This is a genomic window from Pseudomonas parafulva (genome assembly GCF_002021815.1).
GTDB classification, from domain to species: domain Bacteria; phylum Pseudomonadota; class Gammaproteobacteria; order Pseudomonadales; family Pseudomonadaceae; genus Aquipseudomonas; species Aquipseudomonas parafulva_B.
In genome coordinates, this window is record NZ_CP019952.1 from 2734758 (window position 1) to 2760534 (window position 25777).

At 62.1% G+C, this 25777-nt stretch carries 27 protein-coding genes; 18 read left to right on the top strand and 9 right to left on the bottom strand.

The genetic code is table 11. The annotated features are described in order from the left end of the window. Positions 1-35 precede the first annotated feature (35 nt). Together B2J77_RS12280 and B2J77_RS12285 are read right to left on the bottom strand one after the other, a co-directional pair. Positions 36-437 carry a hypothetical protein gene (locus B2J77_RS12280; RefSeq protein WP_078478754.1) on the bottom strand — a complete coding sequence of 134 codons (402 nt, stop codon included), beginning with the start codon at positions 435-437 and terminating at the stop codon, positions 36-38. A gap of 48 nt (positions 438-485) precedes the next feature. Beyond that, positions 486-779: a DUF1330 domain-containing protein gene (locus tag B2J77_RS12285; RefSeq protein ID WP_078478755.1), complete on the bottom strand. Its 294-nt coding sequence runs from the start codon at positions 777-779 to the stop codon at positions 486-488. 75 nt (positions 780-854) lie between these two features. Here B2J77_RS12285 and ribBA point away from each other — a divergent pair, with 75 nt between their 5' ends. The 7 genes from ribBA (at position 855) to B2J77_RS12320 (ending at position 8751) form a co-directional block, all read left to right on the top strand. Beyond that, positions 855-1973: a bifunctional 3,4-dihydroxy-2-butanone-4-phosphate synthase/GTP cyclohydrolase II gene (ribBA, locus tag B2J77_RS12290; RefSeq protein WP_078478756.1), complete on the top strand. Its 1119-nt coding sequence runs from the start codon at positions 855-857 to the stop codon at positions 1971-1973. Between the two features lie 185 nt (positions 1974-2158). Continuing rightward, a complete protein-coding gene (locus tag B2J77_RS12295) occupies positions 2159-3184 on the top strand; it encodes an ABC transporter substrate-binding protein (protein ID WP_078478757.1) in 1026 nt (341 codons plus the stop codon). Continuing rightward, a complete protein-coding gene (locus B2J77_RS12300; RefSeq protein ID WP_058603884.1) occupies positions 3181-4098 on the top strand; it encodes an ABC transporter permease in 918 nt (305 codons plus the stop codon). The genes B2J77_RS12295 and B2J77_RS12300 overlap by 4 nt, the downstream gene beginning before the upstream one ends. 5 nt (positions 4099-4103) lie before the next feature. Next, the gene (locus tag B2J77_RS12305) at positions 4104-4913 is read left to right on the top strand and encodes an ABC transporter permease (protein WP_023536057.1); all 810 of its coding nucleotides are present in this window, start codon (positions 4104-4106) and stop codon (positions 4911-4913) included. An 18-nt stretch (positions 4914-4931) separates the two neighbouring features. After that, positions 4932-6080, top strand: a complete 1149-nt coding sequence (locus B2J77_RS12310; protein ID WP_078478758.1) for an ABC transporter ATP-binding protein — start codon at positions 4932-4934, stop codon at positions 6078-6080. 130 nt (positions 6081-6210) lie between these two features. Further along, positions 6211-7518, top strand: coding sequence for a substrate-binding domain-containing protein (locus B2J77_RS12315; RefSeq protein WP_058637329.1), 1308 nt, complete (start codon positions 6211-6213; stop codon positions 7516-7518). A 198-nt stretch (positions 7519-7716) separates the two neighbouring features. Further along, the gene (locus B2J77_RS12320) at positions 7717-8751 is read left to right on the top strand and encodes a TerC family protein (RefSeq protein WP_078478759.1); all 1035 of its coding nucleotides are present in this window, start codon (positions 7717-7719) and stop codon (positions 8749-8751) included. On the opposite strand, the gene B2J77_RS12325 is transcribed toward B2J77_RS12320, so the two are convergent. Then, entirely contained in the window at positions 8702-9034 is a 333-nt protein-coding gene (locus B2J77_RS12325; protein ID WP_078478760.1) for a hypothetical protein, read from the bottom strand. The two genes, B2J77_RS12320 and B2J77_RS12325, sit on opposite strands and share 50 nt — an antisense overlap. Continuing rightward, positions 9034-9402 (bottom strand): histone-like nucleoid-structuring protein, MvaT/MvaU family, encoded by a 369-nt coding sequence (locus tag B2J77_RS12330; protein ID WP_058603880.1) that lies wholly within the window; start codon positions 9400-9402, stop codon positions 9034-9036. Before B2J77_RS12330 ends, B2J77_RS12325 begins: the two co-directional genes overlap by 1 nt. 177 nt (positions 9403-9579) lie before the next feature. On the opposite strand from B2J77_RS12330, the gene B2J77_RS12335 reads away from it, so the two are divergent. Then, positions 9580-10377, top strand: a complete 798-nt coding sequence (locus B2J77_RS12335) for an OBAP family protein (protein ID WP_058637331.1) — start codon at positions 9580-9582, stop codon at positions 10375-10377. Between the two features lie 23 nt (positions 10378-10400). Here the strand turns inward: B2J77_RS12335 and B2J77_RS12340 are convergent, their stop codons facing one another. After that, a complete protein-coding gene (locus B2J77_RS12340) occupies positions 10401-11630 on the bottom strand; it encodes an acyl-CoA dehydrogenase (RefSeq protein ID WP_078478761.1) in 1230 nt (409 codons plus the stop codon). Positions 11631-11770: 140 nt separating this feature from the next. Between B2J77_RS12340 and B2J77_RS12345 the strand changes: the two genes are divergently transcribed. Both B2J77_RS12345 and B2J77_RS12350 read left to right on the top strand, forming a co-directional pair. Further along, the gene (locus tag B2J77_RS12345) at positions 11771-12697 is read left to right on the top strand and encodes a LysR family transcriptional regulator (protein WP_058637333.1); all 927 of its coding nucleotides are present in this window, start codon (positions 11771-11773) and stop codon (positions 12695-12697) included. Between the two features lie 173 nt (positions 12698-12870). Then, complete coding sequence (locus B2J77_RS12350) at positions 12871-14025, top strand: cysteine desulfurase family protein (RefSeq protein ID WP_058637334.1); 1155 nt, start codon at positions 12871-12873, stop codon at positions 14023-14025. Between the two features lie 22 nt (positions 14026-14047). On the opposite strand, the gene nfsB is transcribed toward B2J77_RS12350, so the two are convergent. Further along, positions 14048-14701: an oxygen-insensitive NAD(P)H nitroreductase gene (gene nfsB, locus B2J77_RS12355; protein ID WP_058637335.1), complete on the bottom strand. Its 654-nt coding sequence runs from the start codon at positions 14699-14701 to the stop codon at positions 14048-14050. Positions 14702-14803: 102 nt separating this feature from the next. Here nfsB and B2J77_RS12360 point away from each other — a divergent pair, with 102 nt between their 5' ends. From B2J77_RS12360 to B2J77_RS12370, 3 genes are read left to right on the top strand one after another with little or no spacing between them, the layout of a single operon-like run. Continuing rightward, the gene (locus tag B2J77_RS12360) at positions 14804-15745 is read left to right on the top strand and encodes a LysR family transcriptional regulator (protein WP_058637336.1); all 942 of its coding nucleotides are present in this window, start codon (positions 14804-14806) and stop codon (positions 15743-15745) included. Positions 15746-15790: 45 nt separating this feature from the next. After that, positions 15791-16621, top strand: coding sequence for an AraC family transcriptional regulator (locus B2J77_RS12365; RefSeq protein ID WP_078478762.1), 831 nt, complete (start codon positions 15791-15793; stop codon positions 16619-16621). Between the two features lie 50 nt (positions 16622-16671). Then, positions 16672-17256, top strand: a complete 585-nt coding sequence (locus B2J77_RS12370; protein WP_058637338.1) for a LysE family translocator — start codon at positions 16672-16674, stop codon at positions 17254-17256. 27 nt (positions 17257-17283) lie between these two features. Here the strand turns inward: B2J77_RS12370 and B2J77_RS12375 are convergent, their stop codons facing one another. After that, complete coding sequence (locus tag B2J77_RS12375) at positions 17284-18483, bottom strand: sugar transporter (RefSeq protein ID WP_058637339.1); 1200 nt, start codon at positions 18481-18483, stop codon at positions 17284-17286. Between the two features lie 198 nt (positions 18484-18681). On the opposite strand from B2J77_RS12375, the gene B2J77_RS12380 reads away from it, so the two are divergent. Continuing rightward, complete coding sequence (locus B2J77_RS12380) at positions 18682-19998, top strand: hypothetical protein (RefSeq protein WP_078478763.1); 1317 nt, start codon at positions 18682-18684, stop codon at positions 19996-19998. Between the two features lie 51 nt (positions 19999-20049). On the opposite strand, the gene calA is transcribed toward B2J77_RS12380, so the two are convergent. Next, complete coding sequence (gene calA, locus B2J77_RS12385; protein ID WP_027914670.1) at positions 20050-21102, bottom strand: vanillin reductase; 1053 nt, start codon at positions 21100-21102, stop codon at positions 20050-20052. Positions 21103-21280: 178 nt separating this feature from the next. On the opposite strand from calA, the gene B2J77_RS12390 reads away from it, so the two are divergent. Then, on the top strand, positions 21281-22186 hold the full coding sequence (locus B2J77_RS12390; RefSeq protein WP_058637427.1) for an AraC family transcriptional regulator: 906 nt from the start codon (positions 21281-21283) through the stop codon (positions 22184-22186). On the opposite strand, the gene thpR is transcribed toward B2J77_RS12390, so the two are convergent. After that, the gene (gene thpR / locus B2J77_RS12395; RefSeq protein ID WP_058637341.1) at positions 22175-22756 is read right to left on the bottom strand and encodes an RNA 2',3'-cyclic phosphodiesterase; all 582 of its coding nucleotides are present in this window, start codon (positions 22754-22756) and stop codon (positions 22175-22177) included. The genes B2J77_RS12390 and thpR overlap by 12 nt on opposite strands. A 158-nt stretch (positions 22757-22914) precedes the next feature. Between thpR and lpxO the strand changes: the two genes are divergently transcribed. The 3 genes from lpxO (at position 22915) to B2J77_RS12410 (ending at position 25699) form a co-directional block, all read left to right on the top strand. Continuing rightward, positions 22915-23814, top strand: coding sequence for a lipid A hydroxylase LpxO (lpxO, locus tag B2J77_RS12400; RefSeq protein ID WP_023536108.1), 900 nt, complete (start codon positions 22915-22917; stop codon positions 23812-23814). Between the two features lie 8 nt (positions 23815-23822). Next, positions 23823-24392: a GNAT family N-acetyltransferase gene (locus B2J77_RS12405; RefSeq protein WP_058637342.1), complete on the top strand. Its 570-nt coding sequence runs from the start codon at positions 23823-23825 to the stop codon at positions 24390-24392. 140 nt (positions 24393-24532) lie between these two features. Further along, positions 24533-25699: a DUF1624 domain-containing protein gene (locus tag B2J77_RS12410; protein ID WP_078479433.1), complete on the top strand. Its 1167-nt coding sequence runs from the start codon at positions 24533-24535 to the stop codon at positions 25697-25699. The last annotated feature ends 78 nt before the right edge of the window (positions 25700-25777 follow it).

Sequence of the window (25777 nt, forward strand, 5' to 3'; positions counted from 1 at the left end):
GCAAAAAATTAGGCGACTGGGTGAGGCCGGTTCGGTCAGGTATCGCGCAGCAGATCGTGGGTATCGAGCAGGCGGAAGGCAACCTGCGGATTTCGTTCGAGCCCCTTGCGAATGGCCGCCGGTATGGCCTGGCGCGTCTTGCGGCACAACCCAGGCTGATCGTCCAGTTCGATGACGATCCCGCGCATGGTGCGCACTTCATGGTGGCCCGGTGCGATGTGCAGCCGGATGCCCAGGTTGTCATACAGCCGGCGTTGCAGGCGATAGAGGTCCTCGATGTCCTGAAGGTTCTCCAGGCGTTCGAGCAGGCGCTTTTCTTCCTGCCGGGTGAGCAGCAGGATGCGCCGGGCCGGCTCGCACTCGGTGGCCAGCTGATCGCGACCGCAAATGCAGGCACCGGGCGGGCAAGGTTGGCGCAACGGGACAGGGATGGTCATTGCCCAAGCATAGCCAGAATTGCGGCGCCTGCTCCAGGCCCGTTGGCATCAGGGCGCGACGCCCTCGACGATGATCACCTCGGCGCACGCCGCACCTTGGCGCAGGCCGCAGGCTTGCTGGTAAAGGTCGGAGCGATAGCAGGCCACGGCCTGGTCATAGGAGTCGAATTCGATGACCACGCTGCGTTGCGGCGTAGGCCGCCCTTCCATGGCCTCACTGCGCCCGCCCCTGGCCAGAAAGCGCCCGCCGTAGGCCTGGAAGGCCGCCGGAGCACGCTGTGTGTACTGCTGATAATGGACCGGGTCGGTCACGTCCACATGGGCAATCCAGTAGGCTTTCATCCGCTTGTCTCCTGCGCTGGGCATTTGTGTATGATGGTATACCATAAACAATTAATCTCAGCACGAGCACCTGACATGCCTTTCAATACCATCGATGAAATTCTCCAGGATTATCGGCAAGGCAAGATGGTCTTGCTGGTGGACGACGAAGATCGGGAGAACGAAGGCGACCTGCTGATCGCCGCCCAATACTGCGACGCGCAAGCCATTAATTTCATGGCCAAGCAAGCCCGTGGCCTGATCTGCCTGACGCTGACGGATGAGCATTGCCAGCGCCTAGGCCTGGAACAGATGGTTCCGGCCAACGGCAGCATGTTCAGCACCGCCTTCACCGTCTCGATCGAGGCTGCGACCGGTGTCACCACGGGCATTTCCGCCGCCGATCGCGCACGCACCGTGGCAGCTGCCATGGCCGCTGACGCTTGCCCGGAGGACCTGGTACAGCCTGGGCATATTTTCCCGTTGCGCGCTCGCGAAGGCGGTGTCCTTACCCGTGCAGGGCACACAGAGGCCGGCTGCGACCTGGCCCGCCTGGCAGGCTTGAGCCCGGCGTCGGTCATTGTCGAGGTGCTCAACGACGACGGCACCATGGCACGTCGGCCTGAACTTGAGGCCTTTGCGGCCCGCCACGGCATCAAGATCGGCACCATTGCCGACCTCATCCATTACCGGCTGAGCACTGAGCAGACCATCAAGCGTATCGGAGAGCGTGAGCTGCCCACGGTGCATGGCACCTTCCGCCTGGTCACCTATGAAGACCGTATCGACGGCGGCGTGCACATGGCCATGGTCATGGGCCAATTGCGCCGTGAAACGCCTACGCTGGTGAGGGTGCACGTGATCGATCCGCTACGCGACCTGGTCGGCGCCGAGTGGGCGGGCCCGGCCAACTGGACGTTGTGGGCGGCATTGCAGAAAGTGGCTGAGCAAGGAACAGGCGTGGTCGTGATCCTGGCCAACCACGAATCCTCCCAGGCGCTGCTCGAGCGTGTGCCCCACTTGACCCAACCCCAGCGCCCCTACCAGCGCGGGCAGTCGAAGGTGTACTCGGAGGTCGGCACCGGTGCGCAGATTCTTCAAGACCTGGGCGTGGGCAAGCTTCGCCACCTGGGTCCGCCCTTGAAATATGCAGGCTTGGCGGGCTACGAACTGGAAGTGGTGCAAAACATACCCTTCGAGCCAATGACCGGCTGATTGCAGCGCCTGCATGGCCATCAACCAAATGATGGCCGGTAGCCTGCTGCTACTTGCGAAAAGTTTGGAATACCATAATATGACATTCCGTAGACCTTGAATGTGTAACCGCTGCTCCCCGAATACTGTTGGCGGGCGCACCACAAGCCCTGCCTCGAATAACAAAAAGCAACGAGGGCGTAATCATGCTGTTGAGCAAACGTGTAACCGCAGTGCTGTCGGCCAGCCTCCTGACACTGGCCTGCCAGGCCACTCAGGCGGCTGAAAGCCTGAACTTTGTAAGCTGGGGCGGAACGACCCAGGATGCTCAGAAGCAAGCGTGGGCAGCCCCGTTCAGTAAGGCCACCGGCATCAAGGTGGTGCAGGACGGCCCGACCGACTACGGCAAGCTCAAGGCGATGGTCGAAAGCGGCAACGTGCAGTGGGACGTGGTCGACGTCGAGGCTGACTTCGCCCTGCGCGCCGCCAGCGAAGGCCTGCTCGAGCCCCTGGACTTTTCCCAGATCCAGCGCGACAAGATCGACCCGCGCTTCGTTTCCGATCATGGCGTGGGTTCGTTCTTCTTCTCCTTCGTGCTCGGCTACAACGAAGGCAAGCTCGGTGCCAGCAAGCCAACCGACTGGACCGCACTGTTCGACACCAAGACCTACCCCGGCAAGCGCGCCCTCTACAAATGGCCAAGCCCAGGCGTACTGGAACTGGCGCTGCTGGCCGATGGCGTGGCGCCCGACAAGCTCTACCCGCTGGACCTGGATCGCGCCTTCAAGAAGCTCGACACCATCAAGCAAGACATCGTCTGGTGGGGCGGCGGCGCGCAGTCGCAACAACTGCTGGCCTCGGGTGAAGCCTCCCTCGGCCAGTTCTGGAATGGCCGCGTCTACGCCCTGCAGCAAGACGGCGCCCCTATAGGGGTGAGCTGGAAGCAGAACCTGGTCATGGCCGATTTCCTGGTCGTTCCCAAAGGCGCCAAGAACAAGGATGCGGCGATGAAGTTCCTGGCCAACGCCAGCAGCGCCGAAGGTCAAGCCGAATTCGCCAACAAGACGGCCTACGCCCCGGTCAACACCGACAGCGTCGCCAAGCTGGACAAGGACCTGGCTCCGAACCTGCCGACCGCCTATGCGCAGGATCAGGTCACCCTGGACTTTGCCTACTGGGCCAAGAACGGCCAGGCCATCGCGGCCCGCTGGAATGAGTGGCTGGTCAAATGAAAGTCGCGATCAATGCCCTGCATAACGCCCAAGGTGCCCCTTCGGGCACCGGTGCTCCCGGAGCCAGGCCACGGCGCGCCTCCCTGAGCCAGCGCTGGAAGGGCAGCCGCAACCTGCTGCCAGCCTTGCTGTTCCTGGGCCTGTTTTTCTTCGCACCGTTGGTTGGCCTGTTACTGCGCGGCGTGCTCGAGCCTACGCCTGGTCTTGGCAACTATGAACAGCTGTTCGCCAACTCGGCCTATGCCCGGGTGTTGTTCAACACCTTTTCGGTGGCAGGGCTGGTCACGCTGATCAGCGTACTGCTGGGCTTTCCGCTGGCCTGGGTGATCACGCTGGTACCCAAGGGCTGGGGCCGGTGGCTGCTTAACATCGTCCTGCTGTCGATGTGGACCAGCCTGCTGGCGCGCACCTACTCCTGGCTGGTGCTGCTGCAAAGCTCGGGGGTCATCAACAAAATGCTGATGGCAATGGGCATCATCGACAGCCCACTTGAGATGGTGCACAACCTCACAGGCGTGGTGATCGGCATGAGCTACATCATGATCCCGTTCATCGTGCTACCGCTGCAGGCAACCATGCATGCCATCGACCCGATGGTGCTGCAGGCAGGCTCGGTGTGCGGTGCCAGCCCGTGGACCAACTTCTGGAAGGTGTTCTTGCCGCTGTGCCGGTCGGGGCTGTTCTCCGGGGCGTTGATGGTGTTCGTCATGTCGCTGGGGTACTACGTCACCCCGGCGTTGCTGGGCGGGGCGCAGAACATGATGCTGCCTGAATTCATCATCCAGCAGGTGCAGTCGTTCCTCAATTGGGGCCTGGCCAGCGCGGCGGCTGCCTTGTTGGTGGTCATCACCCTGGTGCTGTTCTACCTGTACCTGAAGCTGCAGCCGGAATCCCCGGTTGGCACTGCGAGGTAAACCACATGCTCTTGTCTCCCAATGCCATGGGCCGGCCGCTTCGCACCGGCCTGTACCTGACCACCGGTGTAATTGCCGCCTTCCTCTTGCTGCCGGTGGTCTTCATCGTGCTGCTGTCGTTCGGTTCGTCCCAATGGCTGGTGTTTCCACCGCCCGGCTGGACGTTCAAATGGTACGGGCAGTTCTTTTCCAACCCTGAGTGGATGGACGCAGCCCTGGCCAGCCTCAAAGTCGCCGTGCTCACCACCGTTGCGGCAGTGCTGCTGGGCCTGCCCACGGCCTTCGCCCTGGTGCGCGGGCGCTTCCCGGGGCGCGAGCTGCTGTACGGCCTGTTCACCATGCCGATGATCGTGCCCCTGGTGATCATCGCCGTAGCGGTGTACGCCCTGTTCCTCAAGCTGGGCTACACCGGGACCTTGTTCGCCTTCGTGGTGAGCCACGTGATCGTCGCCCTGCCCTTCACCATCATCTCCATCATCAATTCCCTGAAGCTGTTCGACCAGTCGATCGAGGACGCCGCCGTCATCTGCGGTGCCTCGCGCCTGCAGGCCATCTTCAAGGTGACCTTCCCGGCCATCCGGCCTGGGATGATCGCCGGCGGGTTGTTCGCGTTTCTGGTGTCCTGGGATGAAGTGGTGCTGAGCGTGATGATGGCCAGCCCCGACCTGCAGACACTGCCGGTAAAAATGTGGACCACCCTGCGCCAGGACCTCAGCCCGGTGATCGCCGTGGCATCGACCTTGCTGATCGGTCTGTCGCTGCTTGTGATGTTCCTTGCCGCCGCCCTGCGCCGGCGTGCCGAAACCAACGCCTGAGCGCGCGGAGATTAACCCATGAGTGCAGTGATCCAAGACAACGCGCGTGGCAAGGCTCTGGTCAGCCTGCGCGGCCTGAACAAGCATTACGGCGACTTCACCGCCGTGGACAACCTGGACCTGGATATTCAGGAAGGCGAATTTCTGACCTTCCTGGGTTCGAGCGGCTCCGGCAAGTCCACCACCTTGTCGATGCTGGCTGGCTTCGAGACTCCCAGCAGCGGCCAGATACTCGTTGAGGGCCAGTCGCTGGTCAACGTGCCGCCGCACAAGCGCGACATCGGCATGGTGTTTCAGCGCTATTCGCTGTTTCCGCACCTGAACGTGCGCGACAACATTGGCTTCCCCCTGGCCATTCGCAAGCTGGGTACGGTTGAAACACGCAAGCGTGTCGATGCCATGCTCAAGCTGGTGCAACTGGAGCCTTTCGCTCACCGCAAGCCCTCGCAGATGTCCGGCGGACAACAGCAACGCGTGGCCATTGCCAGGGCGCTGGTCTACGAGCCGCGTATCCTGCTGATGGACGAGCCGCTGGGTGCCCTGGACAAGAAGTTGCGTGAAGACCTACAGGATGAACTGCGCCAGTTGCACCGGCGTCTTGGCATTACCATCGTCTACGTCACCCATGATCAGGAAGAGGCCATGCGCCTGTCCCAGCGCATCGCGATCTTCAGCCATGGCAAAATCGTGGGCCTTGGCAGTGGCTACGACCTTTACCAGAACCCGCCCAACGCGTTTGTAGCCTCGTTCCTGGGCAACTCCAACTTCCTGCGCATCAAGGCCAACAGCAATGGCGCAGGCAGCTTCGAAGGCCAAAGCGTCGCCATTCGCCTGACCCCAGGCCTGGGCCAAGATCAGGATGCCCTGATCATGGTGCGGCCTGAGAAAGCCCTTGCCCTGACTGCACAGCAAGCTGCCGAGCAACCGTTGCCTGCCGGCTGGAACGAAGTCAGCGCCAAGGTCGGCGAGGTGTTGTTCCTCGGTGAAAGCCAAACCTGTCATGTGGTCACCGCAGGCGGTACCTCGTTGACGGTCAAGGCTTTGTCGGCGGCAGGCATGCCGATGCAGCCGGGCGACACCGTCAAGGTACGCTGGGCGGTGGCCGATGCGTGTATCTATACCCAGTGGGCAGAAAGTGACCTGAGCAAATCGGCCGGCGCTCACTGATCCAGGCGCCGCTGATCGTCCGTGCGCAAGTGCCTGCGCACGGCCGCCTGGCGACGTTGCCGCCTTGTCATCACACCATCACGCCACTGCCTTACGCTGCGGCCATTCCCACCGTGAAGGCCCAATCAGCATGGCCCGCCTGCTCGTCTTCCTGTTGACCGTGCTGCCGATGATGGCCTGGGCCGAGCCCGTGCACCTGCGCATCCAAGGCTCCAACACCCTGGGCAGTGCCCTGCTACCGGCGTTGGTACGGGCGCAGCTGCGTGCCGAGCACGCTACCCAGGTGCAAGTCCACAGCGGTAAGGCGGACAACGAGTCAGTGATCGCGGCGACCCGCGCTGACGGTGTAGACATTCAGGTCGATATCGCGGCGCATGGCTCAAGCACGGGCTTTGATGCCTTGGCTCGGGGCGAGGCTGACCTGATCGCCGCCTCTCGCCCGATCAGTGACAGCGAAGCACGGCAGCTGCAGGCATTTGGCGACTTGCGCTCCCCTGCAGCTGAACATGTCATCGGGCTGGACGGTGTCGCCATCCTCGTCAATCCCGCCAACCCCTTGTCTGAGTTGTCCCTGGATCAAATTGCGCAGGTTTTCAGCGGGCAGGTACGGCGCTGGGAGCAACTCGGGGTGGCCGGTGGCGACATCCACCTGTACGCCAGGGACGAGCGCTCCGGGACGTTCGAAACGTTCAGGTCACGGGTCCTGGCGCCTAAGCAGGTCAACCTGGCGCCGACAGCCAGGCGTTTTGAAGCCGGCGATCGTCTGGCCGCCCAAGTAGCAGTCGATCGCCAGGCCATCGGGTTTACCGGGCTTTCGACCCTCCACGGGACCAAGGTACTGGCAGTGGCCGATGGCACCGCTGCGGCGCTGCTGCCCGAACGCGCCTTGGTGGCCAGTGAGGTCTATCCGCTGTCACGCCGCCTGTTCCTGTATCTGCCCACTCCCCCAAGCCCTCAGGCCGCTGCATTGATCGACTTCATCCAGAGCCCCGCCGGTCAGGCCATCGTGGCCGAGCAAGGCTTTGTGTCACAGCAGATCGTGGCCCAGCGCGTGGCGCCTGTTGCGAACATGCCTGCCCAGTATCGGGCGCTGGCAGAGCACGCTCAGCGGTTGAGCGTGAACTTGCGCTTTCAACCGGGCAGTGCCGCCCTGGACAGCAAGGCTACCCAGGATGTGCAGCGGGTCATCGAGTACCTGAACCAGGCCGGCAAGCCGCATCGCAAGGCCGTACTGGTGGGCTTCGGCGACCCCAAGGACACACCGGGGCGCGCTGCCCTGCTCTCGCGCCTGCGCGGCGAGGCGGTACGCCAGGCACTGGCGCGCGGGGGTATCGAGGTGCTGGAAGTGGCGGGGTTAGGTGACCAGATGCCGGTGGCGGGTAACGAGATGGAGCAGGGCCGCTTGCGCAACCGTCGCGTCGAGGTCTGGGTCTATTGAGGCTTGCCGCACGGCATCAAGACTGGAGGGGTCAGCGCCTCCCAAGCCCTTCGCAAAAAAATGTAACAGCTGCTCATTCGGCGTGCCCCGCAAACGGATCTACGCTCAAGCCTAAGTGATACCGGGCCCCTCTGACGGTTGCCAGCCGCCATGTCGGATCACTGTTGCCACGCAACGTCGACCGATCAGGAGGGGCTCATGACAGCTCTGCACACCTTTCTCACAACACCTTTTCTCGGCACCAGCGCTTGGCTGTGGCTGGTTTTTGTCGCCATCGTCGTCGGCTTGCTGGTGCTCGACCTGGGCGTGCTGCATCGCCATGACCGCGAAATCGAAATGCGCGAAAGCCTGCTGCTGTATTCAGGCTACTTCGGCGTCGGCGTGCTGTTCGGCGTCGGTGTTTGGTACTACCTGGGCGCGCAACCGGCACTGGAGTTCTATACGGGGTTTCTCGTCGAGCAGTCGTTGTCGATGGATAACGTCTTCGTGATGGCGATGATCTTCAGCTATTTCGCCGTTCCCCGACGCTATCAGCACCGCGTGTTGTTCTGGGGGATTCTCGGCGTGGTGGTGTTGCGCGCGATCATGATTGGCGTCGGCGCGGCCTTGGTGCAGAACTTTGCCTGGGTACTTTATCTCTTCGGCGCCTTCCTGCTTTTTACCGGCGTGAAAATGGCGCTATCCAGGGAAGACAGTCAGCCGGACCTGGCCAACAATCCGATTCTGAAGTTTGTAAGGCGGCACATGCGGGTAACCGATCAAATCCACGGCTCGAAGTTTTTCGTGCACGTTACGCCCAGTGGGGAAAGCAATGCCGTGCGCCACGCTACGCCGCTGTTTCTTGCGCTTGTTTTGATTGAACTGGCTGACCTCGTATTTGCCGTGGACAGCGTCCCGGCGATATTCGCCATCACCCAGGACCCTTTCATCGTCTACACATCCAATATCTTTGCCATCTTGGGCCTGCGTTCACTGTACTTTGCCTTGTCGGCACTGATGCACCGTTTCGTGTACTTGAAGTATGCGCTGGCGCTCGTGCTGATCTTCATCGGCTGCAAGATCTTCTACCACGGCATGGTGGGCAAGGTGCCCGCCCTATTGTCGCTGGGCGTCACGTTCGGGCTGTTGCTGGGCGGTGTGCTGGTGTCGCTGATAAAAACCCGCGGTCAAGCCAAGGCCCCGGTTACTGAGCTGGATCAAGCGATTGAAACCACTCGGCATAAGGAGTATTGACCGCCATGCGCCGGTTGAAGTCCGGGCTCCCGTCGCCCCACCAGACGGGGCCACGCTCCCCCAGCGCGACCTTTGCCGCCTGAACCTGGGCACGGGCGCGAGCAAGCTGATCGGGTTCGTCGTTGGCCTTTGCGTCCTTTACCGCTCTGCGCGCGTCCATCAAGGCATGCACCCAGTGCTGACGCAGAGCGTCGGACAGGGAGGGATCGGTGCAGCGCCACAAGCGCCCCCGGACAACGAAATAGCGGCCGTCCGGGGTAGTGGGATAACGTTGGGTGGGCATTACTTGGCCAGCCAGTTTTCCACTTCATCAGCGCCGTGTTCGGCCTTCCATGCCTTGAGCTTGGTGTGATTGCCACCTTTGGTCTCAATGACTTCACCGGTGTGTGGGTTCTTGTACTGCTTGACCTGCCGAGCACGACGTGGCGCTTTCTGGGCCGCAGCAGGCGCAGCGGGCCGTTGACCGTTTTTCGGGTCGAGCAGGTTGACGATATCGCGCAAACTGTATTCGTACTTGGCCAGCAGATTTCGCAGTTTGGTTTCAAACTCGATTTCTTTTTGCAGCTCAGGGCTACCTTTCATGGCTTCCAGCTCTGCAAGTTGGGCAGCCAATTTCTGTTCCAGTTGACGAAACTCTGCAAGACGAGACATGGGGACGTTTCCTTTTCAGTACGACGGGCAATGAAACTTCAGTAACTTGTTAGTGCAGTCGAACATAGGCTTGGTTCAACCGGCTTGACTAACTAGACAGCATTACCGTCTGTCCGTCAAAGAAAATGTTAGTGCCCGGCAAGCGGTCTGTTGCGCACACCCTGCGGAGACTCAATCATGCCCAACCCTTCCCTCGGCCTTCTTGGCTTATGTTTGGCCAGCGCCCTGCTCGCAGGTTGCTCAGGGGCCAAAACCGCATCGCCCGTGCAAACACCCGGCGCCCCAATAAAACCCGGCACGCAATGGCTTGAAAAAGGCGCGGCGCTGTTACAGGCCAAACCGCCTATTGACGCACTGAATGCCTACCTGGATGGTTTTCACTTCTATAACGGCCATCCTGATATTCAAATGGAAGCGCATCATTACTGTGCGATCCTCAACGAAGACGTCATTCAGTGCGTGATCTACGATGGCAGCACGGCCACGGCCAAAATCATGGGCGTGGAGTACATCATCGATCAGAAGTTGTTCGCCCGGTTACCCGCCAAGGAAAAAGCGCTGTGGCACAGCCACGGGTTTGAAGTGTCCTCTGGCCAGTTGGTGGCGCCCGGTATCCCTGCGCCTGCCGAACATGCCTTGATGAAACGCCTGGCCACCACCTACGGCAAGACGTGGCATACCTGGCATACCGACCAGGACAAGTCACTGCCGATGGGCGTGCCGCAACTGATGATGGGCTTCACTGCGGACGGTCAGGCAGACCCGGCGATGGTCGAGCAGCGCAACCGTCGCCTAGGCATCGATACCGCCCAGACGCGCAAGCAGCGCGCTGATATTGACATTCCTACGCCCGACGCTGACGCCGACAGTTGGCAGAAAGGCGTCATCATTCAGTTGGATGACCCGACTGGCGCGCATTTGCACAAACCTGCCACCACTACGCCTGCCGATACCAACAGCCGCTCGGCCCGTTGAGCCTGGCGGCATGAACCCAGCAATCAGCGTTGGGCCGCTGAGCCTGACGCAGGCAGATACCTGCCGATTTCGTACTTGCCGATCGCTGCCCGGTGCACTTCATCGGGCCCGTCGGCCAGGCGCAGGGTGCGCTGCATGGCGTACATGTAGGCTAACGGAAAATCAGCGCTCACCCCCGCACCACCGTGCAACTGGATCGCCCGATCGATTACGCGCAGCGCAACATTCGGTGCTACCACCTTGATCTGGGCGATCTCGCTGCGGGCCACCTTGTTGCCCACGGTGTCCATCATATAGGCCGCTTTGAGCGTGAGCAGGCGTGCCATGTCGATGTCCATGCGCGAATCGGCAATCTTGTCGACGTTCCCGCCCAGCCGCGCCAGTGGCTGACCGAACGCAGTCCGGGCAACCGCGCGCTTGCACATCAGCTCCAGAGCCCGTTCGGCCATGCCGATGGACCGCATGCAATGGTGGATGCGTCCAGGCCCCAATCGGCCTTGGGCGATCTCGAACCCCCTGCCCTCTCCTAGCAGCACGTTCTCCAACGGCACCCGCACGTTTTCGAACACCACCTCGGCATGGCCATGGGGGGCGTCGTCGTAGCCAAATACCGGCAGAGGTCTGAGCACCCTCACACCGGGTGTATCCATCGGCACCAGAACCATCGAGTGTTGTTGGTGCCGCGGGCCTTTCGGGTTGGACAGGCCCATGAAGATCAGAACCTTGCACCGCGGGTCACATGCGCCGGAGGTCCACCACTTGCGGCCGTTGATGACCCATTGGTCCCCTTCGCGCACTGCTGTAGCCGCCATGTTGGTGGCATCCGAAGACGCCACATCGGGCTCGGTCATGGCGAATGCCGAGCGGATTTCACCCCGCAACAAAGGCTCCAGCCACTGCTGCTTCTGCGCGGCCGTACCGTAGCGCACCAGCACTTCCATGTTTCCTGTGTCCGGTGCCGAGCAGTTGAACGGCTCCGGGCCCAACAATGAACGGCCCATGATCTCGGCCAGTGGGGCGTACTCCAGGTTGGTCAGCCCTGCGCCGTATTCGGATTCAGGCAGAAAGAGGTTCCACAAGCCCTCCTCGCGTGCCTTGATTTTCAGCGATTCCATGATGGCGGTAGGCTGCCAACGATCGCCTTCGGCAACTTGGCGTTCGAATACGGACTCGGCTGGATAGACGTAGGCATCCATGAAGGCAGTCACGCGCTCGCGCAGCGCTTGCACCTTGGGCGAATAGGCGAAATCCATTGGCGGGTTCCTTCAGGGTCGAATGACATTAGGGCAAGCCTAGGGCAGGCGCTGGTCATCCACCTAGTCTATTTTCGGCGTGTATTAACATTCATAACCGATATATGATCGGCCGATAATTCCAAGAACGAGCGGCGCTCATGAATCTCAGCAAGGTCGATCTCAACCTGTTCATCGTCTTCGATGCGATCTACACCGAAGCCAACCTCACCCGTGCCGGGCAGATCGTCGGCATCACCCAGCCTGCCGTGTCCAATGCATTGTCCAGGCTGCGTGAAACCTTCAACGACCCGCTGTTCGTACGGACCGCCCAGGGCATGGTGCCAACACCCATGGCGCAGAACATCATCGGCTCGGTCCGCAGCGCGCTGGCATTGCTACGCACCTCGGTGCAGGAAAGCCGGACGTTCAACCCCCTGCAAGCGAGCAAGACGTTTCGCATCAGCATGACCGACCTGACCGAGGCTGTGATCCTGCCGCCGCTGTTCCAACGCCTGCGTCGCCTGGCGCCTGGGGTGCTGATCGAGAGTTTCCTGTGCAAGCGCCGGGAAACCACCAAGGAGCTTGCCGCAGGGCGACTGGACTTCGCCATCGACGCCCCCCTCAACACCGACCCTCAAGTGCGGCACATCAAGTTGATGCAGGACCGCTACGTCTGCGCCCTGCGCCAAGGTCACCCGCTGGCCGACAGGGCATTGAGCCTGGATGGGTACCTTGGCATGACCCATATCCACATTTCCAGCCGCCGCAACGGGCTGGGTTACGTGGACCTTGCGCTGGGCAAGATGGGCGTGCAGCGCAAGGTGGCCCTGCGCTCACAGCATTACCTGATGGCCTCGCAAGTACTGCAGCAAACCGACATGGTGATGACCGTGCCAGAGCGTTTCGCCCGCCGTCACCAGTTGTGCTACAAGCCCCTGCCTGTGGAGGTGCCGGCGTTGGAGACGCACCTGTACTGGCATGAAAGCACTGACCAGGACCCAGCGAACCGCTGGATGCGCGAGCAGATTACCGAGTTGTGCGAGCGGGTAGTCAGCGAAGAGGAACGGACTCTCAACGGTCAATGAGAAGAGACCGTCTGAGTGTCGAGACAAGGGTGGGAATATTTTTTTCGTTATGCCCGATCCGGAGAATGCTTTTGCAAAATGGTCTTAAAACGCCCTGATTTAGAGCAAAAGTCTCTTCGTGACGCAGTTAATCTTGTTCAGGCACCCTCGCTCTCTTGCCAATGGACCTGCTTATGTCTGACGCCCCTCTCTACTTCGATTACGCTGCCACTACCCCGGTCGACGATCGAGTGATCCAGACCATGCTTGGATGCCTCGGTCGGCATGCCCATTTTGGTAACCCGGCCTCGAGCGGGCATATCTATGGCAGGGCAGCGCGCGATGCAGTCGAACTGGCCCGTGAGCAGGTGGCCGAACGCGTGGGGGCGCCGCCGGCGTCACTGGTATGGACATCCGGGGCTACCGAGTCCAACAACCTGGCGCTCAAAGGCGTCGCGCAGGGACTGGGCCAGCCTGGGCATTTGCTTACCAGTCAGCTAGAGCACAAAGCCGTTCTGGACACCGCAGCCGAACTGGAGCGCCAAGGCTGGGCGGTGACCCGACTGCAACCTGATCCATCAGGCCTGATCCATCCGGCCATGGTTCAGGACGCGCTGCGTGCCGATACGCGCCTGGTGTCGCTGATGGCGGTGAATAATGAATTGGGCACAGTCACCGACATCGCTGCCATCGGCGAGCGGGTGCGGGCGCACGGCGCCGTGTTCCACGTGGACGCAGCTCAGGCGGTAGGCAAGCTGGCCATCGACCTGGCTAGCCTGCCCGTTGACCTGATGTCCTTTTCCGCCCACAAGGTGTATGGCCCCAAAGGCATCGGTGCGCTGTTCGTTGGCCCGCGCGCGCGCGCCGGCATGCGTGCCCAACTGCATGGGGGGGGTCATGAGCAAGGCTTGCGCTCCGGTACCCTGGCCACGCATCAGATCGCGGGCATGGGCAGCGCGTTTGCCCTGGCCGGCCAACCAGGCGATGGCGAGTACCAGCGCTTGGCGCAGCTGGCCAAGCGCCTGCGCGAGGGCCTATTGGCCCTGCCCGGCATCACGCTCAACGGCTGCGCTACCCAGCGCGTGCCGCACACCCTGAACCTGTGTATCGATCAGGCAAGGTTCAACAGCGCGGCGCTCGCCACACAACTGGCGCTGTCGACCACCTCGGCCTGCAATTCAGCGAACAATGCGGCATCCCACGTCCTGCTGGCGCTGGGGTTGGACGAGCGCCGTGCCCGTAACAGCATTCGCCTGAGCGTTGGCAGGTTCACCACCGAGGCGCAAGTCGACAAGGCCATTGCGGTATTGGCCTCGGCACTGACCACGGCCAGCGCTGCACTCTGGTGAACCACGCCAGCCGGGCATGCCTTTACAGGAAGGTGAATACCTTGGATGCCGGGAGCCGCGATTTGCTTAACCCGGCATTGAAGTCGGTTTCACTGCGATAGCCCAGGCTCAGCAGCACTACGCTGGTGAAGCCTTGTTCGCGCAAGCCAAGCTCGGCATCCAGGCGCTGGCTATCGAAGCCTTCGATGGGGGTAGCGTCCAGGCCCAGGGCAGCGGCGCCCAGCAAGGCTGTACCCAAGGCAAGATAGGTTTGCTTTTCCATCCAATGCTGCAGGTCCTTGCGCTCGTAACGATGCAGGTCGGCGTAGTGGCGTCGGCTGTTGTCCTGCGCCGCCTTGGCCTGCTCATCGCGAAAACGCCCGTCGAGTGACTCCTGGGCGAGCACGGCCTCCAGGTGCGCCTGGGTCATGTCGGTGCGCGTGCAAAAAACGATGACATGGGAAGCATCGCGCAATTTGGGCGAATTGTAGGCGTAGTCGGTGTCGGTACTGATGGTCAGGCGGGCTTTGGCAGCTTCGCTCTGGGCAACGACGAAATGCCAGGGCTGGGAATTCACCGAAGATGGGCTGTGACGCAATTGCTCGAGCAAGGCATCGACCGTGGCTTGGGGAATTTGACGCGATGCATCGTAGGCTTTGGTGGTGTAGCGGCGCTTGGCCAGCGAGACGGTATCCATGGGCAATTCCGGACGTCGAGAGAAAAGGAATGCCCATGGTATCTTTCCTGCCACAAATAAAAACCGGCACAATCGAGCAACACTTTCACCTCTGGAGTGACAATGTTGCGTCTTGCCGACCTCGAACTGTTCGTGCGCAGCAGCGCGCTGGGCAGCTTCACCGCAGCTGCCATCGAAGCGAACCTGTTGCCCGGCCAGGTGGCGGCCGCCATCAAGCGGCTGGAGCGTGATCTGGACGTACGCCTGTTCGTTCGCACTACCCGCAGCCTGCGCCTGACTGCCGAGGGCGAGCGCTACCTGCCGACTGCCGTGAACGTGCTGGAAAGCCTGCGTCGCGGGCATGACGATTTGCATGGCAATGCCACCGCCCTGCGCGGCACCTTACAGGTTTCAGCACCCTCGGACCTGGGCCGCAACATGCTGCTGCCCTGGCTCAGCGCGTTTCGCCGGGCGCACCCGGCCTTGCACCTGCGGTTCATGCTGTCCGACCAGATTGCCGACCTGAACCGTGATCCGGTGGACGTTGCCGTGCGTTACGGCCTGAACCAGGACGCCAACTACATCGCCCTCCCCCTGGCCGACTGGAACCAGCGCGTCCTGGTCGCCTCCCCCGATTACCTGGCCCGCCACGGCCGACCGCAGACGCCCGAGGCACTGCATGCCCATGACTGCTTGTTGTACATGCAGCACGGTCGGGTGTACGACAAGTGGCAACTTGGCCAACGCACGGTGCACGTGAAAGGGCCACTGATCAGTGATGACGCCGATGTGATTCGCCGCCTAGCGGTACTTGGCGAGGGAATCGTCTACAAGTCGTGGCTGGATGTCAGTGATGACCTCGCCTGCGGCAGGCTGGAAATCGTCCTGCCTCAATGGCCGGGCGAGCCGACACCTGTCACGCTGGTATGCCCGCACCGCAAGCAGCTCACCCCCGCCGTCACGCAACTGCACCAGTGGCTGCGCCAGCGGTTCGATGCACTGCAGCCTGCAGCCAGGCTCGGCAGTTGCACAAATCTTCCAGACACCTGTAGCCGAGGGCGCTAGGCTTCTTGTACAGCCTAAGCATCAGCATGCACACAGCGAGCCCCCATGAGTAACTGGATCGACCTCAAGCAGGACGCCGAGACCGGCATCGAGTCGATCCGCGCCCATTTCGTCGGTCATGCCTACGACCCCCATTGGCACGAGAGCTTTCTGGTAGGCGTCACCGAGCAAGGGGTCCAGCAATTCAATTGCCGGCGGGTCAGGCACCATAGTGTGCCGGGGCAAGTCTTCATGCTTGAACCTGGGGACCTGCACGACGGGCTCGCGCCCACTGAAGAAGGTTTTACCTACTCCACGCTCTACCTGGAGCCGGACTGGCTGGAGCAGCAGTTGCGCCTGCTATTCGAACACGCGCCGCGTGATGCCTTGCCCCGTTTCGCCGACACGCTGACCCAGGACCTGCAGCTTGGCCAAGCCACCGCGTTTGCCTTCAATGCCCTGCATGCACACGAGCTGCTCATCGTAAGGCAGTCAGCCATCGACGCCTTGCTCGCCTGCCTCACACGCCACCTGCACTGGCGCAAGCGAGTCGATCCAGACCCGCGCTTGCCGCTCACGGCGCAACGGGCCCGCGATTATCTGCATGACAACCTCGCACGGGATGTTGGCCTCCAAGAGCTGGCGACTGCCTGTGGCATCGACCGTTACCGCTTGACCAGAGCCTTCAAGGCAGCATTCGGGCTCGCCCCGCATGCGTACCTCATCCAGCTGCGCCTGGCCAGGGCCCGGCGTTTGCTTGCCAGCGGGACCAGCCCTGCAGACGTAGCTGTCACCTTGGGCTTTGCCGATCAGAGCCACCTGGGCCGGTGGTTTCGGCGGGCCTATCAGCTCACCCCGGCATACTACCGCAAGCGCTGCTCAATCCTTCCAGACTGAGGCGATGCAAATGGCGAGCATTGGGGCTGACACCAAAGGAGCCCCAGCACATGACGCATTCTTTTCTGCCATTCGTTGCATTTGCCCTGGTTGCCAGCATCAGCCCAGGCCCGACCAATCTGCTTATCCTTGCCCAAGGCGCCCGACATGGGCTGCGCAGCACGCTGGTGCCCATCCTGGCGGCATGCCTGGCCGCTGCGGCCACTGTGTTGCTGGTTGGCATGGGGCTGGGTCAATGGTTGACGCGCCACCCACAAGCCCAGCATCTGATGATGTGGGCCGGAGTGTTGTGGTTGAGCTGGCTGGCCTGGCAACTGCTGCGCAGCACCGGCGTTACCGGCGCGCCAGCCCAGGCGCGGGTGTTCACGGCAGTGGACGCAGCAACGCTGCAGGTGATCAACCCCAAGGTGTGGCTGATGGCCGTGTCCGTAATCGGCGTGTTTGCCGCGCCAGGCCTGGCGGTCTGGCAACTGGCACTGGTGTTCCTGGTGATCGCACTGCCGTGCATGGCGCTGTGGGCGGTGCTGGGCGCAGGCAGTGCGGCCTGGCTGCAAACGCCACGCCGCCTGCGCGTGTTCAACCAGGCCTTGGGCGGCCTGCTCTTGCTCTCAGCGTGGGCTGCGGTATTGAGCTGAGCAGCCTTGTTGCCCGCAAAGCCAGACTCAATGGGTCAGCGCGTCGCGAAAGCGGCGGGTACTGCCCACTGCTAGCAACAAGCCGACCACTGCCACGCTGCCCCCGACCAGGCCGATATTGGCCACGCCCAGGTAGCTGCTGACGATACTGCCCAGCAATGCACCACCGCCGATGCCGATGTTGTAGATGCCGGAAAACAACGCCATGGCCACATCCGTGGCGTCGGAGGCCAGCTTCAAGGTGCGTGACTGCAATGACAGGCTGAAGCTCAAGATCGCCACACCCCAGCACATGCTCAGCACGGCGAACGCATGGAAGCTGCCGGACAATGGCAAGAGCAGCAGCAAGCAGACTGCCAGCATGCCGATCGAGCCCACCAGAAAACCTTGGGGAAAACGGTCGCTGTAGCGGCTGAACAGGAACGAGCCGAACACACCTGCGCCGCCAAACAACAGCAAGACCAACGTGGTGCGCTCACCGCTGATCTGCGCGACATGCAGGGCGAACGGCTCGATATAGCTGTAGGCGGTAAACTGCGCCGTGATCACCAGTGTCACCAGCAGGTAGGTGATGACCAGCGCAGGCCGCTTGAACAGTATCGGCAGGCTGCGCAACGATCCCGAGTTCTGGCTCGGCAACAACGGCAGCGACTTCATCAGGCACAGCATGGTCGCCAGCGCCACCCCAGCGATGCTCAGGAAGGTGACGCGCCACCCCAGCGCCTCGCCCACCACGCGCCCCAGGGGGATGCCAAGCACCATCGCCAGCGTCGTGCCGGTGGCCAACAGGCCCAGCGCCTTGGCCTGCTGCCTAGGGGGCGCGACGCGCACCGCAAGCGAGGCAGTAATGGCCCAGAACACGGCATGCGCCAAGGCTATGCCGATGCGGCTGAGCAGCAGCATCGCAAAACTCTGCGACAGCCAGGACAGCAGATGGCTGACGATGAACACCAGAAACACGAACAACAGCAGGCGCCGCCGCTCGATGTTGCGTGTCATCAACATCATCGGCAGTGACGCCAATGCCACGACCCAGGCATAAATGGTCAGCATCAGCCCCACTTGCGCGGTGGTCATGTCGAAGCTGCGGCCAATGTCGCTGAGCAGCGCCACCGGCACAAACTCGGTGGTGTTGAAGATGAAGGCAGCCAACGCCAGAGCGATGACGCTCAGCCAGCTGCCGCCGCCTACTGTGGGCGGCAAGTGGTCAGGTAAGGGTCCGTTCATGGCGTGAAACCGGTTCTCCACAGGCAAGGCAAGACCACGCACGTCCGGCCCCGGCAAGGAGCGGTATGAGCGTGTGTCTTATTAAAATTGGGGACGCAGGCATGGTACGCGTCATGCTCGGGCCTCACAACCGCCGTACCGAAGGCGTACCATGCGCAATCTCGGATACTGGCGCACATCAAGGAGTTCCACCCACTCATGGACAAGCAGCATCCCCAGCAGCAATGGCAGCAGGCCGTTATCACCTACGCCCAGGCGGTCAACGACTATGTCGCACAAGGCAGTGCGCACGGCTGGGAGCAGCTCGAAGAACCCCGGCACCCTGCCACCGAACACTTGCTGGACGCCTGGCGCGCCGCCTTGCGCAAGGTCAACCAGCCGACCGTCGAGGAGCACCAGCGCCAGGCATTTCGCCAGGCTTGGCCGCCAGCCCATGCGCCCTTGTTGCCCCTGCTCGACACCCATGGTCAGGGTATCGCCACGTTGCTGCTGCTCGATGACGGGAGCCTGCTCGCACGGATCGGCATGCCCCACGAGAAAGGCCAGGTGGTGCGTATCGATGGTTATACCGTGACACCCATCATCGGCGTCGAGCATTTCGGCCGTTGCCCGGCTCGACGCTTCTTCGCCCTGGCCAACGCCGAGGGTGTGCGCGTGACCGATGGATGGGGCGGCCCACAGGTGCGGCGGCTGGCGTGGCCTACCGGTTTGGAGGGGTTGCCCAAAGGCTATCCGTTCGAGCCTTTCGACCTGCCCCCCATTGCGACTGCATTGATACCCTTCCCCGATGGGCAACAGGTGCTGCTGATCAGCGACGAGGGCATTTTCGTGCTCTCTGAGCAGGGCGCGAGCCGGCTGCTGCCGCGCCAGGAGCAGGTCGAGCAAGCGCTGGCAGAGGGCACGGACCCCGATGACATCATCCTGGGCCTGAGCATGGCCCATGGCGCTGTATCGCCCGACGGGCAATGGGTCGTGGTAGGCGAGCAAGCCAACCGACACCAGGTGCTGGACCGTCAGTTAACGCCTGTTGCCAGTATCGGACCGGCCAGCGAATACCCGCACTACGCCTTGTTCAACCGTACCGGGAACCAGTTGCTGCTCAATGCCTGTCACTTCTACAGCGGTGCGTCGCTGGCCGTCAGGGTGAGCGACCTGGAGGGCCTGGATACGGATTACTACAGCCAGGACCCCCGCACGCCGGTGGTGCAGGAAGGCGCACGGATCTACGCAGGCGTGGCGCGCCAGGACGAGTACATCGTCGGCGATGCCTATGGTTATTTACGGGCTTTTGGGGAAGACGGTGGCGAACGCTGGCAGCACTATCTAGGTTCTACCATCAGCGCAATGGACATCAGCGAGGATGGTCGAACCCTCGTTGCCGCAAGCCATGCGGGGTTCATCTCGGTGATCGCGCTCGACAGTGGCCGACCTGATTGGCAGATCGGTACAGGCCCGCATGGCGAGGTCCGCCGCTGGCTGTTCTGGAAAGGTGGGGACAAGCCGCTGGCCTGGTAAGGCCAGCAACAGGACCTGCACCGTTTGATCCCGGTGCAGGTCGACGGCCGATCAGGCCTTGAGGGTCGCCATGTCGATCACGAAGCGGTACTTCACATCGCCTGCGATCATGCGCTCATAGGCCTCGTTGATGTGCCGGATATCCAGCATCTCGATGTCGCAACGGATGTCGTGCTTGGCACAGAAGTCCAGCACTTCCTGGGTTTCGGCGATACCGCCGATCAACGAGCCGGCCAGCACGCGGCGCTTCATGACCAGGTTGGCAGCATGCAGCGCAGGCTCGATCGGTTCGATCAACCCGACGAGGATGTGCACGCCGTCGAACGTCAGGGTTTCCAGGTAGGGATTGAGGTCATGTTGAACCGGGATGGTGTCGAGCAGGAAATCGAAACGACCGGCTGCCGCTTTCATCTGCTCGGCGTCGGTGGACACAATCACATGGTCTGCCCCTTGGCGGCGCGCCTCAGCGGCCTTGGCCTCGGAACGGGTGAACAGCGTGACTTCGGCACCCAGCGCCTTGGCCAGCTTGATGCCCATGTGGCCCAGGCCACCCATGCCAAGGATGCCCACCTTGTGGCCTGGGCCTACACCGTGGTGCTTGAGCGGCGAATAGGTGGTGATACCGGCGCACAGGATAGGGGCGGCGCTGGGCAGGTCCATGCCCTCGGGGATGCGTACCACGAAATGCTCGCTCACCACGATGCTGCTGGAGTAGCCACCCATGGTGTTGCTGCCATCGACCCGATCGGGCGTGGCGTAGGTCATGGTCGGGCCTTCGAGGCAGTATTGCTCAAGGTCCTTGGCACAGGCCGCGCACTGACGGCAGGAATCCACCATGCAGCCGACACCGACCAGGTCACCGACCTTGTGGCCGGTGACCTGGGCGCCTACCGCGGTCACGCGGCCGACGATCTCGTGGCCTGGCATCAAGGGGTAGACCGCAATGCCCCATTCGTTGCGGGCCTGGTGAATGTCCGAGTGGCACACCCCGCAATACAGGATGTCGATGGCCACGTCATCCGGGCGCGGGCTGCGGCGCTCGAAGGTCATGGGTGCCAACGGGCTGGTGGGGGTTTGGGCGGCGTAACCGATAGCGGTATACATAGAGACCTCGCGGTTAAGTGAAACGGTTCATGTGAAGCATTTTGTTCTCAGATAGGAACATTGCCCACCGCAGATTCTCCGGAAGCCTTGCCTGATTCTCCGAAGCTTCTGGTGCAGCCAACGCGCGGCGGGCATAATCCGTCCACCCATGCTGTCCGATTCTCTGCCCCGGTGCTCCATGCAACTGACCCGTCACGTCGACGCCAATGCCCCGCTTTGCGCACTCATACGCCGTCTGGCGGTTCGCCCAGGGTTCGTGCCCACCCACCTGCCCCAGGTACAAGTGCTGAGCTGGGACCACTACGTGGCCAGCAGCCCGCAGATCTATGAGCCGAGCCTGATGATCCTGGCCCAGGGCAGCAAGCTGGCCCGCCTGGGGCCCCGCACGCTCGAGTATGGCGCGGGGCATTACCTGGTGCAGGCGCTGTCGGTACCGTTCATGTGCGAAACCTTCGCCACGCCCGATGTGCCCTTGCTGGGCGTGGCAGTGGCCATCGACCGCGCCACGCTGAGCGAATTGGTGCAGAGCAGCGGCCTTGCCACCGATGGCCCGGTGCAGGCTCAGACGCCCCAGTCGATGACCTCGGCCGCCCTGGACGCGCCCATGCGTGAGCGGGTCGAGCGGTTGCTGGAGTGCCTGCAAGATCCTGTGGACGCCAAGGTGTTGGGGCCGGCCCGGGTGCGTGAAGTGCTGTACGCCGCCCTGCGTGGCCCGCAGGCCGGGGTACTCAGAGCGCTGGTCGAGCAACAGGGCCATTTCGCCCGCATCGGCGCCGCCTTGGCCCACCTGCGCGAACACTACTGCGAGCCACTGAGCGTCGAGGCTCTGGCTGGGCGAGCGAACATGAGCGTCTCCACCTTCCACGAGCATTTCAAGCGCTGCACGGACATGGCGCCCATGCAGTACCTCAAGCGCCTGAGGCTGCTCAAGGCACAGCAGATGCTGATCGGCGAAGGTATGGGCGTGGCTCAGGTCGCCCATCGGGTGGGCTACCAGAGCACGTCGCAGTTCAGCCGCGAGTATAAACGCCAATTCGAACGCAGCCCCGGCGAAGAACTGCCGTATCAGAGCCTACCGGTGTGAGCCCAGTGGGCTAATGAATGCGCCTCCATCCCCCAATGCCCAGCGTGCCAATGGCTGATAGGCGCCCTTTCGAGACTCGTAAAGTACACATTCCCGGGCGCTGACAAAGAACTCAGGCGGCGTGCTGGCCTCAGGGGGCTGCCCGTGAAAGTCGCGGGACAACGTCAAGTGGGGTCGAAAGGTGCGGTCTGCAACGGCGATACCCAAGGGCAGCAGCGCCTGTTGCAGCCCATAGACCAGTTGAAGAAGGGGCGCAGGCGTATGCTGCGCCTCAAGCACCAGGGCACCGGCCCTGTGCCACACCTGCAAGCGATCAAGCACCAGCCTCGGCGCCTTGTCGGGCAGCAGCAATTGGTCGACGGCAGCGCACACCGATGGGACCTGCGCCGCATCGACATTGCCCAGGAATGCCAGGGTGATATGGAAATTGGCGGCTGGCACCGGCCTGCCGCTGCGCAGCGCCAGGCTGCGTCGCCACTGGGAGACATCGCGGCGCTGGGCATCACTGACTGGCAGGGCGAAAAACAGCCGCTTGAACGGGCTGGCCGTAGAGCGAGTGTCCTGAGCCATAAGATCTCCTGAAGGTGAAACCAGGGTCGCGGACGATGCAACGCGACACCGAACCGGCCGGACAGTTTCGTAACAATAGGTACAAACTGCCGCGACGATTGTTTATGCTGGCGGGCTTATGCCATCGCGCATGGCCATTTTTCGACAAGTAAACGTCCATGAAAATTGCACTCGTTCTGCTATTCGTCCTCTCGATCGCCTACGTTCACCTGCGCGGCCGGGTGCGTCACAAGCTGACCCGCCAGCTGGGTGACCATTCCAGTTTCCTGGCCCCGGTCAACAGTTTCCTTTACTTGTTCTCGAAACATCCGGCCAAACCTTACCTGCCGGTCGAAGCCTTCCCTGAGCTACAACCGCTGCAGGAACACTGGCAGGAAATCCGTGAAGAAGCCCAGCGCTTACTCCAGGTTGGCGAAATCAAGAAGTCCGATAATTACGACGACGTGGGCTTCAACTCGTTCTTCAAGACAGGCTGGAAGCGGTTTTATCTGAAGTGGTACGGCGAAAGTCATCCGTCGGCCATGACCCTGTGCCCGCGCACCACGCAGCTGCTGCAAGGCATTGGCACCGTCAAGGCCGCCATGTTCGCCACCCTGCCCCCTGGGGCCAAGCTGGTTCGGCACCGCGACCCCTATGCTGGCTCCTACCGCTATCACTTGGGCCTGGATACTCCAAACGACGACGGCTGCTACATCGACGTCGATGGCGAGAAATATTCGTGGCGCGATGGCCAGGGCGTTGTGTTCGACGAAACCTACATCCACTACGCGGCCAACACCACCGAGCACAATCGCATCATTCTGTTCTGCGATGTGGAGCGCCCGCTCAAGTACCGCTGGGCCACGGCGTTCAATCGCTGGTTCAGCCGCAACGTCATGGCCGCCGCCGCGGCGCCCAACGATGCAGGGGACAAGACCGGCGCCATCAACCGCCTGTTCACCCGCATCTATCGCATCCGCGAACGCGGCAAGGCGCTGAAGAAGCGCAACCGCACGCGTTACTACCTCGAAAAATGGGCAGTGGTGGCGGCGCTGGTGTTGGTGTTCATCTACATCTGAGGCTGCACATGATCAATCTCCGCCCCATGACGCCAGAAGATTTCGAGCGCTTCTGGCCCACGCTGCAGGGCGTGATCCAGGCGCGCGAAACCTACGCCCTTGACCCCGACATGACCTTTGAGCAGGCCCGCCACATGTGGCTCGAGCTGCCCCGGCATACACTGGTAGCCGAAGCGCAGGGCGAGCTCCTGGGCTCCTACTACCTCAAGGCCAACGCCGGCGGGCCAGGCAGCCACGTGGGCAATTGTGGCTACATGGTGACCGAGCAGGCACGTGGCCGCGGGGTGGCGCGCTTGATGTGCGAGCACTCGCAGAAGCTGGCTCGTCAGGAAGGCTTTCTGGCGCTGCAGTTCAACTCGGTGGTTGCCAGCAATGAAGTGGCGGTGGCCTTGTGGCACAAGCTGGGCTTCGAAACCGTCGGCCGCTTGCCCAAGGCTTACCGCCATGCACACCTGGGGTTGGTGGATTGCCTTGTCATGTATAAATGGCTGGCCGATGAGCCAGTCACGGAAAAGCCTGCGCTGCTTATTGGCCGCAAGAACATCGAAGCGCGGGTATCGCGTCGCAAGGGTCGGTAGTCAGCATTGGCGCTCCAGGGTCTGATGCCCGTGCCCTGGAGCCAGTACACGCCAGATTCTGACGGTTTAAAACAGGCAGTCTTGCTCAGCTCTCAGGTTATAAGATAACGTTTCGTCCGTCGTCTTTAACCGTGATGCCCATGCCCCCTACATCCTTGCTACCTCCCCTCTCACACCAACGCTTGCAGAGCATCGACGCCCTTCGCGGTTTTGTCATGCTGATCATGCTGCTGGACCACGTGCGCGAAACGTTTTTCATGCAGTATCAGGTCAGTGACCCGATGGCCGTGGAAACCACCGAGCCTGCGTTATTCGTCAGTCGCACCCTCGCACACCTGTGCGCGCCGGTCTTCGTGCTGCTCACCGGCCTGTCTGCCTGGCTTTACGGCGAAAAACGGCAGCGTCGCGGCGAAGTCTCGATGTTTTTGTTCAAGCGCGGGCTTTTTCTGGTGGTGCTGGAATTCACCCTGGTGAACTTCGCCTGGACATTCCAGGTGCCGCCGACTGTGATCTACCTGCAAGTGATCTGGGCCATCGGTATCAGCATGATGGCGCTGTCAGCCTTGATATGGCTGCCCCGGGCTGGCCTGCTCGCCGTTGGGCTGACCCTCATCGCCGGGCACAACCTGCTTGACGGTGTGCACTTCGACGCCGCATCCCCCTGGCATGTGCCCTGGGCCATCGCTCACGACCGTACCTGGCTCGATGTCAGTTCCACACTGCGCTTGCGCACCTCCTACCCGGTACTGCCCTGGGTCGGAGTCATCGCCGTTGGCTACTGGCTCGGCCCCTGGTTGCACAGTGCATGCACACCGGCACTGCGTCAACGACGGCTGCTACACGCTGGGTGCGGCGCCCTGTTGGGCTTTGTCGCGCTGCGCGCGATCAACGCCTATGGCGAAGCGCACTGGAGTGTTCACCCAGCGCTGGCGCAGACGCTGATGAGTTTCTTCAATATCACCAAATACCCGCCGTCACTGGTGTTCCTGACGTTAACCCTGGGCGTTGGGTTGCTGCTGCTGCGTGCATTCGAGCGCGCAGGGCACCCGCGCTGGATCGGAGTGCTGGCGATGTTTGGCGCAGCCCCGATGTTTTTCTATCTGCTGCACCTTTACGTGCTCAAGCTCCTGTATCTGAGCGCATTAGGTGTGTGGGGAGCCAACCAGGGGGCCTACTTTGGTTTCCAGACCATTGCCGCGGTTTGGCTCACGTCGGCCCTGCTACCGCTGATGCTCTACCCGCCTGTACGCTGGTTCGCCCGGCTGAAGGCACGGCGGCGTGATCTGGCGTGGCTGAAGTACTTCTAGGCGGCTCAACCAGGCCCTAAAAGCGTTTCACCCGGCGGCGCGATGGTCTACCATGCGTGCCGCCGGTTTCCACCCTCA